The organism is Ciceribacter sichuanensis (genome assembly GCF_024055605.1).
GTDB lineage: Bacteria > Pseudomonadota > Alphaproteobacteria > Rhizobiales > Rhizobiaceae > Allorhizobium > Allorhizobium sichuanense.
The window spans coordinates 349,498-362,008 of record NZ_JAMXLX010000002.1 but is presented as its reverse complement, the minus strand read 5'-3'; the positions used below and the strand labels follow the sequence as shown (position 1 = coordinate 362,008).

Below are 12,511 nucleotides of genomic sequence, written 5' to 3'. Positions count from 1 at the left end.
ATGCTACCGCAAGTGCGAATATAATCGTTTCAAACCGGACGTGCGCGCGGAGCGTGTTGTGGAAAAAGGCGAGGGGCCGTTGTCGCGCGGTCGGCGGCAATACTTTATGCCCCGCTTTGCAGATGAAGATCAGGGCGTTGCTTCAGTTATTCCGAACCGAACGTGAATAAAGTTTAATGCAACGAGAGGGCTGCCCGTCTTGCTTTTTTTGCCGGGATTTGGTCATGCTGTTGCATGATATTCGATTTCGCCTGTGAACAGATAGCATCGTTGTGGGACCGTTTGCTGGGCGCTGTCGGCGACGCGGCTGGCAGTGTACTGTCCGGGGTGATCGAGGCGGTAAGAACCGCTTTCGAAGGTGACCCCGAAACGCGCCGCAAGGTTTCCTTCTCCGTGGCGATCATCGCGCTTTCGGCCAAGATGGCCAAGGCGGACGGTATCGTCTCCGAGGCCGAGGTTGCTGCATTCCGCAAGATATTCGAGTTTCCGCCGGAAGAAGCGCGCAACGTTGCACGACTTTATAACCTCGCCCGTCAGGACGTGGCCGGCTACGAGGCCTATGCTCAGAAGCTGGCGGGCCTTTGCCGGACATGCGAGATGCAGTGCCCGGTGCTCGAGGATATCGTCGATGCGCTGTTTCACATCGCCAAGGCAGACGGTATGCTGCACGAGAAGGAACTGGCCTTCCTGTCGCGTATCGCCGAGATCTTCGGCGTGTCGGAAGAGCGCTTCGAGGCGATCACCGAGCGTCACGTCTATCTCGACGGGGATCCCTACGGTGTTCTCGGCGTTGATCCGTCCGATGATTTTGCCACGATCCGCAAGCGCTACCGGGCGTTGGCGGCCGAACATCATCCTGACCGTCTGCATGCGCGGGGTATTCCGACCGAGTTTCACGCGGTCGCCAATCACCGCATGGCGAAGTTCAATGCCGCCTATTCCGCGATCGAGAAAGCACGTCGCGCCGCATGAGCCTTTTCAATGCCGATTATCGGGCTGCCTGCGTGCTGCCTTCGCCGAACCATGGCGAACGCGCCAATGGCGTTCGTCCTGATATCATCCTGCTGCACTACACGGGCATGCCTTCGGAAGAGGGGGCTCTCGCGTGGCTCTGCAGCCCTGAAAGTCAGGTGTCGAGCCACTACTTCGTGCATGAGGATGGGCGGGTGGCGCAACTCGTGCCGGAGGAGCGCCGCGCCTGGCATGCCGGCAAGAGCTTCTGGGCCGGCGAAAAGGACATCAATTCGCGTTCCATCGGTATCGAGATCGCCAATGCCGGTCATCCCGCCGGTCTTCCGGCGTTTACGGATGCACAGATCGCAGCGGTCATCGAATTGTGTCGCGATTGCGGCCAGAGGCTCGATATCCGGCCCGAACGGGTGCTCGGACACTCCGATGTCGCCCCCGTTCGCAAGGTCGATCCGGGTGAAAATTTCCCGTGGGGGCAGCTCCACGCCGCGGGTGTCGGGCATTTCGTCGAGCCGGTGCCAGTCTCCGGCGGACGCTTCTTCCAGAAGGGAGAAAGCGGGCAGCCGATAGAGGCGTTGCAGTCGATGCTGTCGCTCTACGGCTATGACATTGATATCACCGGCGAATATTCGGAAAAGACCGAAGGCGTGGTCGCTGCTTTCCAGCGGCATTTCCGTCCCGCGTTGGTGGATGGAATAGCCGATATGTCGACCATCGAGACGCTGCACAGGCTGCTTTCCGCACTGCCGCGATACGCCTGAAACAGGCGGTTGAGGCGCCCCTTTTTGCGGGCGTCGCTAAACGCACGAAACGCCAATTTGTTGCATCGCCACACGAATTCCCAATTTCGACGTTCTAAAGATCGCACTGAACAGCGGCGCTGTGTCCCGTAAAAAGCGGATTGCGATCGCAAATATCAACGATGAGGGCAAGTGCGGCGCCTGATCCGGAAGGACGGGCGAACAGGGTAGATTTGCGTCCAAAAAGGACGGACCGCCTGCCACTCTGGTTCGGAGACTGAACTTCCACATGATAAGACGAGTTGTTGCTGCTGCGGCATGCCTTGCTATTCTTTTGTCCTCTTCCATGGCGGCATCCGCGGGTGAAAAGGAACAATGGGAGCAGACATTCAAGCTTCCCTTCAAGAAGACCACAACCGAAGCAGGATATGCAGCGCCTTCCTTCTCCAACAGCCCTTACACCGGCCTGATTTCCAAATACGCCAAGACCTACGGGGTTCCGGTCGCGCTTGCCCACGCCGTGGTGCGCATCGAGAGCAATTTCAATCCGAAGGCACGCGGCGGCGCCGGTGAGATCGGCCTCATGCAGATCAAGCCGACGACTGCCCGCATGATGGGGTATTCCGGCTCAAACAAGGGGCTCTACGATCCCGAGACTAACCTGCGCTACGGCATGAAATATCTGTCGATGGCCCATGAACTCGGCGATGGCCGGACCTGTTCGACCATTCTGAAGTACAATGCCGGTCACGGCGCCAAGCGCATGAATCCGGTTTCCAAGCGTTACTGCGGCAAGGTTCAGGCGCTGATCGGCTCCCTGTAATCACGACGCGACAACGACGTGCAAGCGAATGGTTGCCATGCTATCGAGAACCCTGGAATCGAGGGTAAGTGCATGGCAACGGATTTCGAGTTTATCGTCATCGGACGAGGCATGATGGGGGCAGCGGCGGCTCGCCACCTCACGTTGGAAGGCAAACGGGTCGCGCTTATCGGCCCGGAAGAGCCTGCCGACCGGTTGGCGCATCGGGGTGTTTTCGCCAGCCACTACGACGAAGCCCGTATTACCCGCACTTTTGACGATAATCCCGTATGGAGCCAGCTCGCCTCGCGTTCCATCGAGCGTTACGACGAACTGCATAGACAGAGCGGGATCCGTTTCTACACCGAGGCTGGCTGCCTGTTTTCCACGCCGCTGCCAGGCGAGGAGGGCTACATGGCCCGTGCGGTCGCCGTTTCGAAGCAGCTTGATCTCGATGTCGAGGTGATCGCTTCGGAAGAACTGGCGACGCGCTTTCCCCACATGCGCTTCCCCGAGGGGCACTCCGGTTATTACGAGCGGCACAATGCCGGCCATGTCAATCCGCGAGCACTAGTGCGTGCGCAGGCTTTGATGGCAGAGCGCCAGGGCGCTCAGCTGATTGCCGAGACTGTGATTTCCGTTCTGCAGGGTGCCGCAGGTGCCGAGGTGCGGACGACCGGCGGCGCGACCTATACTGCGGGCAAGGTGCTGGTCGCGGCCGGTGGTTTCACCAATCTCTGCGGGCTGTTGCCGCAGCCGGTCGACATGCGCGCGACGGCGCGCACCATCGTCTTCTTCGAACTGGACGAGAGACGGCAGGCGGAATTTTCGGCCATGCCGTCGACGGTGGTCTTCGCCGAGCGGGATGAGGATCTTGTCTACATTCTTCCCCCGGTGCGCTATCCCGACGGCAAGACTTACCTGAAGATCGGCGGCGACAGCGAGAAGACGGCGTTCGAGGATCTTCCATCCATCGGCGGTTGGTTCCGTTCGGATGGCGATGTCGAGGAAGCCCGCAAGCTCGAACGCATCGCCGTGTCGCTCATGCCGGGGCTTGAGGGTGCGCCGACGACGAGCGGGGCCTGCATCGCATCGTTCACGCGCACCACCTATCCCTATATCGGGTTTACCTCTTCCCCCAATGTTGCCGTGCTGACGGGTGGCAATTTCGTTGCCGCGAAATGTTCGGATGAACTGGGACGATTGGGCGCGCGGCTGCTTGTCGACGGTGCCTTGTCGGAAGGCGATTTTGCCGAAAAACTTCGGCCGGTGTTTTTGTGAAAATGATTCCGCCTGCATCAGCAGGGTTTTGAAAATTATCGATAATTACGTAATTTCGAGGGTGGTGAGACATGGTTGGAAGCTACAGGCATATCGTCATCGGTCGTGGCATGATGGGTGCCGCAGCAGCCCGCCATCTGGCCTCGCAGACGGACGGCGTCGTCCTGATCGGTCCGGATGAACCGGTGGATGCCGCCAGCCATGACGGGGTATTCGCCAGCCATTACGACGAGGCGAGGATCACCCGCACCATCGATCCTGATCCGGTCTGGGCGCGGCTCGCCAATCGGTCTATCGCCCGTTACGCGGAGATCGCCCGGGAGAGCGGCGTCGAATTCTATCATGAAACGGGTTGCCTGATCGTCGGGCCGAAGCGGGGCGGGGTCGATCCCTATGTTGGCAATGTTTGTGGTGCCGCTGAAGCACTTGGCGTGCCTGTCGAGATCCTGTCCGATACAACTCTGTTCGAACGTTTCGGCTATTTCAGTTTCGGCGCGGGATGCGAAGGGGTCTACGAGGCGGCGAATGCGGGTTACGTCAATCCGCGCCGGCTGGTCGAAGCGCAATCGAAGCTCGCCCGGAAAGCCGGAGCCGAACTGATTGCTGATACGGCAGTTACAGTGCGGGAAGCGGACGGAGGGGTCGTCGTGACGACGGCCGGAGGCCATGAGGTCCGGGGCGAGCGGGTGCTGGTGGCGGCAGGTGGATTTTCCATTGCTAAGAATCTCTTGCCGCGGCCGCTTGATCTGAAGGTTTATGGGCGAACCGTCGCCTTTTTCGAGATCGAGGAGGCCGATCTCGGCGCCTATGCGGGCATGCCGTCGCTGATCCATCAGCCCGAGGATCCCCTGGATCACATCTATCTGTTGCCGCCGGTGCGTTACCCCGATGGCAAGACCTATCTGAAAATCGGCGGGGATCCTGATGACCTGCGTCTTGCGACCGAGCCCGATATTCGCGCCTGGTTTCGTGGCGGCGGTCGGGAGACGACGCGTCGGCATCTCAAGCGTATCCTTGACGGGCTTGTGCCGGGGCTTGCCGAAGCGCCGGTGACGATGGGCGCTTGCGTCACGTCCTTCACGCCCGGCAATTACCCCGCAATCGGCTTTGCCAGCGACAGGATCGCGGTGCTCACGGGCGGCTGCGGTACTTCGGCCAAGAGTTCCGACGAGATCGGGCGCCTCGGCTCGGAACTGATGCTGCACGGTCGTATCGTCGATGAGGCCTATGATCCGGTTTTCACACCGGTTTTCCTTTGATCGGTCGCCAAAGGCCTCTTTCTGCTGTTGGTATCCGCATTTTTGGTGGCAATCGCGGGCCTGCTCGTCTAAGGACGCGGTGCCAGTTGGCCGGGCAGCCGCGCTTTACCAATGCCGAAAGGCGGTAAGGTGAGGAAAGTCCGGGCTCCACGGAAATACGGTGCCGGATAACGTCCGGCGGGGGCGACCCCAGGGAAAGTGCCACAGAAAGCAAACCGCCCTGCATGTCGGGGTAAGGGTGAAAGGGTGGGGTAAGAGCCCACCGCGTCGCTGGTGACAGGGACGGCACGGTAAACCCCACCGGGAGCAAGACCGAATAGGGATGACGCGGGGCGCGCAAGCGTCTACAGCCTGTTTCCGGGCCAGTCATCCGGGTGGGTTGCGTGAGGCAGCGTGCAAACGCTGTCCCAGATGAATGGCTGCCACGTTCCGGGCGACCGGAGCCATACAGAACCCGGCTTACAGGCCAACTGGCAATTTTCCCGCCGCCCCATTCCGCCATGATCGGCGGAGGCAATTTAACCTCCTGAAAAAATGTCGCATTTGGCGGACTTTCGTATCCAGCTTCGGTCAAGCTTGGAGGTCAAAAAGCGCCACGTCGGCGGCTTCTCCTAACCATTCGTTAAGCTTAACCGCTTATCAATATTTGAATCCCGAAAGGGATCGGAAATACCTCGTCCCATTGACGCCCATGTTATCCCATGTTATCCCATTCGCATACCGTTGAGGGGCCGATGAAGGTCCGGATTTTCAAGGTCGAAGGCGAACTGGCCGCGCAAGCGGAGCGGGCTTCAGCTTGCGGACTTGAGGCATCTGTGGCGGTCGGGTTTTCGAGTTCTGGAGGGCTGTCTGTCGGCTCTCGCTTCAAGGGAGTAGCGGTCGATTATCATGAACCGCTTCCTGTCCAATGCGACAAACAGGATCGATGCGAAGGGGCGGGTGTCTGTTCCGGCGGTGTTTCGTTCCGTGCTCGCGCAGCGCGATATCCAGGAGCTGTACTGCTTTCAGGATTTTGTGTTTCCGGCGATCAGTGTCGGTGGGCCGGATGTCCTGGAGCGGTACGAGCGACAGATCGCGAACGAGGATCCGTTTTCCCGGGAGGGGAACGAGATGTCGCTGCTGGTTCACGGCGGTGGCGTCTTCATGAAGCTCGACGCCGAAGGGCGTCTGATGGTCACGGATTTCATCCGGGATTTTACGGGCATCACGACGGAAGTCTGTTTCGTCGGGCGCTCGGATCACTTTCAGCTTTGGCAGCCGCAGGCGTTTCAGGAAATGCAGGCGGCGGCAAGAGAGGAGCGCAGACTGCGAGGGCTGCGGACTCCATAGAACGGGGAAACGGAATGGTGGCGAATTCAGGCGGAGGTTCAACTGAAGCCGAAGGCGGACCGGTTCGCCACATTCCGGTTCTTCTTAATGAAGTGCTCGACGCGCTTGAGCCTCGTTCCGGCAAGGTCATTCTGGATGGCACCTTCGGTGCTGGCGGCTATACGTCCGCTATCCTCGATGCCGGTGCCGACGTGATCGCGCTTGATCGCGATCCGACGGCGATTGCCGGCGGTCAGGCTGTGGTCGATGCGCATGCCGGCCATCTCGTGCTGCATCATACGCCGTTTTCCCGGCTGGCCGATTTTGCGCCGGCGGGTGGGCTCGATGGCGTCGTTCTCGATATTGGCGTTTCCTCCATGCAGATCGACGAGGCCGAGCGCGGCTTTTCCTTCCAGAAAAACGGACCGCTCGATATGCGCATGTCGGGGACAGGGGTATCTGCGGCCGATGTCGTCAACAGGGCGAAGGTTGGCGATCTCATTCGCATCTTCGGTTTTCTTGGTGAGGAGAAGCAGGCCGGCCGTATTGCGCGCGCTATCGAGAAGCGCCGGGCGAATGAGCCTTTCCGCACCACGCGGGACCTTGCCGGAATGATCGAGATCGTGACGCCACGCAAGGCCAAGGACAAAATCCACCCGGCGACGCGCGTCTTTCAGGCGCTGCGCGTCTTCGTCAATGACGAGCTGGGCGAGCTTGCCCAGGCGCTGTTTGCTGCCGAGAAGGCGTTGAAGCCGGGCGGGCGTCTGGTGGTCGTCACCTTCCATTCGCTGGAAGACCGGATCGTCAAGAAATTCTTCTCCGAGCGTTCGGGTAAGGCTTCCGGTTCTCGCCACATGCCGATGGTGACGGCGAAGGCGGCGATCTTCGAGCCTGTCGGCAAGGGCATGGTTTCCGCCAGCGAAGCAGAAGCCGAAATCAATCCGCGGGCTCGGTCGGCCAAGCTTCGCGCCGGCATTCGCACCACCGCTCCGGCCGAGAAACCGGATTTCTCCATTTTCGATTTGCCCGACCTCGCCAGTCTCGACAGGATCGGAGGGTAAGCCATGCTCAGGACTTTCGACCTCGTGATGATCGGTGCCATGGCTGCTGCGGCTGCCGTGACCTATCAGATCAAGCATCACACCGATAACAAGCTTGAGGAGGTCCGGCAGATCGAGGCCGAGATCAAGCTCGAGAAGGACACGATCGAACTCCTGAAGGCGGACTGGGCGCTGCTGACGCAGCCGAACAGGCTCGACCGGCTTATCAAGGTCTATGGCGCCGAGTTGCAGCTGCAACCGACGGCGCCGGAACAGATCGCCCGGCCGGTGGAACTGCCGATGATGAAGGCCGAGGTGCCGAAGCCGGAAGTGGCAGAAGGTAATAAGAGCTCGGATCCTGTTTCGGATCTCATTACAACCGGATCGGTGCAGCGCTGATGACTTTTCTTTCGCGAATCATGCTGTTGAAGAGCCAGGCCCACTTCTCGGCCGATGTTCATCGCGCCGGCGCATCGATGAACGGGACGTTCAAGGGAACAGGCAAGCGCAAGACCGAAATGGCGCGCAAGCGTGTTGGCCTGATGATCGCCGGTTTCGCTGTTGCCTATGCAATCATCGGCGGACGACTGGTGCAGTACGGTTATGCTCATCCGGAAACCGTTTCCAGCATTCTGCCTGCCGACCGGCTGATGGCGTCTCGTCCCGACATCGTCGACCGTAACGGCGAGGTTCTGGCGACTGACATCCGCACGGTGTCGCTGTTTGCCGAACCCAACAAGATCGTGGATGCGGACGAGGCGGTCGAAAAGCTCGCGACCGTCCTGACCGACCTCGACATCAAGGGCACCTACAAGAAGCTCTCCAATCCGCAGTCGCATTTCCAGTGGCTGCGCCGCCAGCTCACGCCGAAGCAGCAGAGCCAGATCCTTGCGCTCGGCATTCCCGGCATCGGTTTCCGGCCCGAGAAGCGCCGCTTCTATCCCGGCGGCACGACTGCGTCCCACATCGTCGGCTACGTCAACATCGACAACCGTGGCATGTCGGGTATGGAAAAATACATCGACAACCAGGGCATGGCTGATCTTCGTGCGCTCGGTATGACCAGCGACACGCCGCTCGAGCCGGTGAAGCTGTCGATCGACCTCAGGGTGCAGAATATCCTGCACGACGTGGTTTCCGAGGCGATGACGAAGTTCGAGGCATTGGGTGCCGGTGGCGTCGTTCTGGACGTTCATACCGGCGAAGTGCTCGCCATGGTCTCGATGCCCGATTTCGATCCCAACAATCCGGCCGCAAGCGCCCAGGAAGGCTGGCTCAACCGCATGTCGAACGGCACGTTCGAGATGGGCTCGACCTTCAAGTCCTTCACCCTGGCAATGGGGTTGGACGAGGGTAAGGTGAGCCTCAACTCCACGGTCGATGCGCGCTATCCCATCCGCATCGGTGGCTTCACGATCAAGGATTTCCACGGCAAGAGCCGCGTGCTGACGGTGCCGGAAATCTTCCAGTATTCTTCCAACATCGGTACCGCGAAGATCGCCGACATGGTGGGAACGGACGCTCACAAGGAGTTTCTGAAGAGGCTCGGCCTGACGACGCGACTGAGGACGGAACTGCCTGAAGTCGCGATGCCAAGCCAGCCGCGCGAATGGAAGAAGATCAACTCGATCACCATCTCGTTCGGTCACGGTGTCTCGACGACGCCGCTGCAAACGGCGGTTGCGGGTGTTGCGCTGGTCAACGGCGGCAAGCTCCTCCCGCCGACCTTCCTGCCGCGCACGCAGGAAGAGGCGGATCAGGTTGCCGAGCAGGTCATTCAGCCCTCGACCAGCAAGGACATGCGCTTCCTGTTCGAATGGAACGGCGTAAAGGGTTCCGGCCGAAATGCGCGCGTGGATGGCTTCAATGTCGGCGGCAAGACCGGCACTGCGGACAAGGTCGTCAACGGTCGCTATGTCGGTGACAAGAACTTCAACGCCTTCCTTTCCGCCTTCCCGATCGACAATCCCCGCTATGTCGTCCTGACCGTCATCGACGAGCCCAAGACGGACAAAGGCAACGGTGCAGCGCTCGCCGGTACGTCGGCTGCGCCCATGGTTGCGGAAATCATCCGCAGAAGCGCCGCAATTCTCGGTGTAGAACCGAAATTCGGTGAAGACGGTTCCGCCTTGCTCATTTCTTATTAAGCAGGCTTAAATTTACGCGGCGATTCGGGGGAAACGCCTCTGAGAATGGACAAGTATCGATGTTTTTGCGGGATCTGGTGAGCGGCGAATATCAGGATCAGGTCGGCAAGGCGGGAAATGCCGTCGGTGAGATTACAATTTCCGGTATCACCGCAGACAGTCGCAAGGTCGAGCCCGGAATGCTGTTCGTCGCTCTTGCGGGCACGAAGGCGGACGGCGCGGCCTATGTGGCCGATGCGGTTTCGCGTGGCGCAGCCGCTGTCGCGGCTGGTCATGCCGTGGAGGCCTCCGTCCCCGTTTTCGTGGTTGATAATCCGCGCCGGTTCCTGGCGCTTGCAGCTGCGCGCTTCTTCGGACGGCAGCCGGAAACCATGGTTGCGGTGACGGGAACTGCCGGCAAGACCTCGGTTGCCTCCTTCACACGGCAGATCTGGGTCGAGGCCGGCCATCCGGCGGCACAGATCGGAACGACGGGCGTCGTGTCGCCCACACGCAATGAATATGGTTCGCTGACCACGCCCGATCCTGTCGGTCTTCACAGGCTTCTTGCCGAACTCGCTGACGAGGGCGTTACCCATGCCGCGATGGAAGCCTCCAGCCACGGTCTCGACCAGAGCCGTCTCGACGGCGTGAAGCTCGCGGCGGCCGCTTTCACCAATCTCGGCCGCGACCACATGGATTACCATCCGACGATAGAGGACTACATGGCCGCCAAGATGCGGCTGTTCGATACGTTGCTTCCAAAGGGATCTCCGGCGGTGATCTTCGCCGACGATCCGTGGTCGGCGGAAGCGATCCGCGTGGCGACCAAGGCCGGTCATGACGTGCGCACCGTCGGTCGCAACGGAACCTTCCTGTCGCTCAAGCGGGTCGAGCATTTCCGCCACAAACAGGTTGCGGAAATCCATGCCGGCGACGAGATCCATGAGGTGCACATTCCGCTTGCGGGGGATTTCCAGATCGCCAATGCGCTGGTCGCGGCTGGCCTTGCCATTTCGACCGGTGTTGCCGTTCCTGTCGCCCTAAGGGCGCTGGAGAAGCTCGTCGGCGCCTCGGGGCGTCTGGAACTTGTCGGTCATAGCAGGAACGGCGCTCTCGCTTATGTCGATTATGCCCACAAGCCAGATGCGCTGGAAAATGTGCTGAACTCGGTCCGACCGTTCACGACGGGCCGCGTGATTGTCGTCTTCGGTTGTGGTGGCGATCGTGACAAGGGCAAGCGTCCGATCATGGGTGAAATCGCCTGCCGTCTGGCGGATATCGTCATCGTCACGGATGACAATCCGCGTTCCGAGGTTCCGGCGGTCATCCGTTCGGAAATCATGGCGGCGGCGCCGAAGGGAATTGAGATCGGCGACCGGTCGCAGGCCATCCGCGCCGGCGTCGCCATGCTGTCGGCGGGGGACACGCTTGTCGTGGCCGGCAAGGGGCATGAGGAGGGGCAGACTGTGGGCGATGTAACGCTGCCGTTCTCTGACCATACCGAACTGCGCAAGGCATTGGAGGAATTCGAACATTGACGTTTCTTTGGACGACCCGCGACCTCATCGACGCCATGGATGGCCGTCCGTTCGGCACTCTGCCGGAGGGTATCACCGGAATTTCGATCGACAGCCGGACGATTACTCCGGGAGAAGCCTTCTTTGCGATCAAGGGTGACCGCGTCGACGGCCATGACTTTGCGAGCCTTGCCATTGCCAACGGCGCTTCGCTGCTGGTCGTCAGCGAGGCGAAGCTTCCGGCGCTCGGGCGGCTGGTCGTGCCGATGATCGTCGTGGAGGACGTGCTCGGCGCGCTGCAGAAACTCGGGATCGCCGCGCGCGATCGCAGTTCCGCAACCGTGATCGCTGTCACCGGTTCGGTCGGAAAGACGACGACGAAGGAAATGCTGCGGCTCGCTCTTTCGCCTTCGGGCAATGTCCACGCCGCCGTCGCTTCGTTCAACAATCATTGGGGCGTGCCGCTGACACTCGCCCGCATGCCGGTCGATACGCGCTTCGGCGTCTTCGAGATCGGCATGAACCATGCCGGCGAGATCGCGCCGCTTTCCCGTATGGTGCGGCCCGATGTTGCCATCATCACGACGATTGCGCCCGCGCATCTCGGTAATTTTGCGAGCCTTGAGGAGATCGCCGCCGCAAAGGCCGAGATTTTCGAGGGGCTCGAGCCTGGTGGCGACGTGATCCTCAATCGCGATAACAGCCAGTTCGATTTCCTCGATCATACGGCGCAGGCGGCCGGTATCGAGAACGTTCATTCCTTTGGTCAGCATGCCAAGGCCGAGTTCCGGCTCGCCGAGTTCGACGGCGCTGCCGAAAGCTCGACGGTGTGGGTCTGTTTCGGCGGTGAGACGCGTGAGGTGGCGCTTGGCGCGCCTGGGCGTCATATCGCGGAGAACGCGGTTGCCGTGCTTGCGGCGGTATCGCTGGTTGGCGCCGATATGGACGCGGCCATTGAATCCCTCCAGGGTCTTTCTGCCGTAAAGGGCCGCGGCGCTCGCCACCGGCTGATGATCGAGGGCTCGACCTTCACGTTGATCGACGAGAGCTACAACGCCAATCCCGCTTCCATGCGCGCGGCCATCGCTGTGCTTGCGGCCTCACAGCCCGAAGGCGAGGGGCGGCGGATCGCTGTTCTTGGCGACATGCTGGAAATGGGCGAGTTTTCGCAGAAGGTCCATGCCGAGCTGGCAAGCCCGCTGCTTGCCGCCGGTATCGAACATGTGTGGCTGGCCGGTCCGGAGATGATCGCGCTTCGCGACGCTCTGCCCGAGAGCGTTGGTGTCGTTTATCTGGAGACGACGGCCGAGCTTGCGGCTTTCGTCACGGCGTCGGTCGTCCCTGGCGACGTTCTGATGGTGAAATCGTCGCTCGGTCTTGGTTTCGGCAAGATCGTTGCGGCTCTTCTTGACAAGTATCCGGCCGTGCCCGACACGGGGCGCCAAAATTAATAAGAGCTTTCGGAA

General features: G+C 60.7%; 11 protein-coding genes and 1 other RNA gene. All 12 read left to right on the top strand.

Features of this window, described 5'->3' with window-relative positions:
- Positions 1-234 precede the first annotated feature (234 nt).
- Positions 235-972: a J domain-containing protein gene (locus tag NBH21_RS08105; protein WP_250915986.1), complete on the top strand. Its 738-nt coding sequence runs from the start codon at positions 235-237 to the stop codon at positions 970-972.
- Positions 969-1,730: an N-acetylmuramoyl-L-alanine amidase gene (locus tag NBH21_RS08100; RefSeq protein WP_250915987.1), complete on the top strand. Its 762-nt coding sequence runs from the start codon at positions 969-971 to the stop codon at positions 1,728-1,730. Before NBH21_RS08105 ends, NBH21_RS08100 begins: the two co-directional genes overlap by 4 nt.
- A gap of 268 nt (positions 1,731-1,998) precedes the next feature.
- Positions 1,999-2,532 (top strand): lytic transglycosylase domain-containing protein, encoded by a 534-nt coding sequence (locus NBH21_RS08095; RefSeq protein ID WP_250915988.1) that lies wholly within the window; start codon positions 1,999-2,001, stop codon positions 2,530-2,532.
- A gap of 72 nt (positions 2,533-2,604) precedes the next feature.
- Positions 2,605-3,792 (top strand): NAD(P)/FAD-dependent oxidoreductase, encoded by a 1,188-nt coding sequence (locus NBH21_RS08090; protein ID WP_250915989.1) that lies wholly within the window; start codon positions 2,605-2,607, stop codon positions 3,790-3,792.
- 71 nt (positions 3,793-3,863) lie between these two features.
- Entirely contained in the window at positions 3,864-5,051 is a 1,188-nt protein-coding gene (locus tag NBH21_RS08085; protein WP_250915990.1) for an NAD(P)/FAD-dependent oxidoreductase, read from the top strand.
- An 82-nt stretch (positions 5,052-5,133) separates the two neighbouring features.
- An RNA gene (gene rnpB / locus NBH21_RS08080) (RNase P RNA component class A) lies at positions 5,134-5,529 on the top strand.
- 410 nt (positions 5,530-5,939) lie between these two features.
- Entirely contained in the window at positions 5,940-6,380 is a 441-nt protein-coding gene (gene mraZ / locus NBH21_RS08075) for a division/cell wall cluster transcriptional repressor MraZ (RefSeq protein WP_250915991.1), read from the top strand.
- Between the two features lie 14 nt (positions 6,381-6,394).
- On the top strand, positions 6,395-7,420 hold the full coding sequence (rsmH, locus tag NBH21_RS08070; RefSeq protein ID WP_250915992.1) for a 16S rRNA (cytosine(1402)-N(4))-methyltransferase RsmH: 1,026 nt from the start codon (positions 6,395-6,397) through the stop codon (positions 7,418-7,420).
- Positions 7,421-7,423: 3 nt separating this feature from the next.
- On the top strand, positions 7,424-7,798 hold the full coding sequence (gene ftsL, locus NBH21_RS08065; RefSeq protein WP_250915993.1) for a cell division protein FtsL: 375 nt from the start codon (positions 7,424-7,426) through the stop codon (positions 7,796-7,798).
- Positions 7,798-9,546 carry a peptidoglycan D,D-transpeptidase FtsI family protein gene (locus tag NBH21_RS08060; protein ID WP_250915994.1) on the top strand — a complete coding sequence of 583 codons (1,749 nt, stop codon included), beginning with the start codon at positions 7,798-7,800 and terminating at the stop codon, positions 9,544-9,546. The genes ftsL and NBH21_RS08060 overlap by 1 nt, the downstream gene beginning before the upstream one ends.
- 59 nt (positions 9,547-9,605) lie before the next feature.
- Positions 9,606-11,066: a UDP-N-acetylmuramoyl-L-alanyl-D-glutamate--2,6-diaminopimelate ligase gene (locus tag NBH21_RS08055; RefSeq protein ID WP_250915995.1), complete on the top strand. Its 1,461-nt coding sequence runs from the start codon at positions 9,606-9,608 to the stop codon at positions 11,064-11,066.
- A complete protein-coding gene (locus tag NBH21_RS08050) occupies positions 11,063-12,496 on the top strand; it encodes a UDP-N-acetylmuramoylalanyl-D-glutamyl-2,6-diaminopimelate--D-alanyl-D-alanine ligase (RefSeq protein ID WP_250915996.1) in 1,434 nt (477 codons plus the stop codon). Before NBH21_RS08055 ends, NBH21_RS08050 begins: the two co-directional genes overlap by 4 nt.
- Positions 12,497-12,511: the final 15 nt, after the last annotated feature.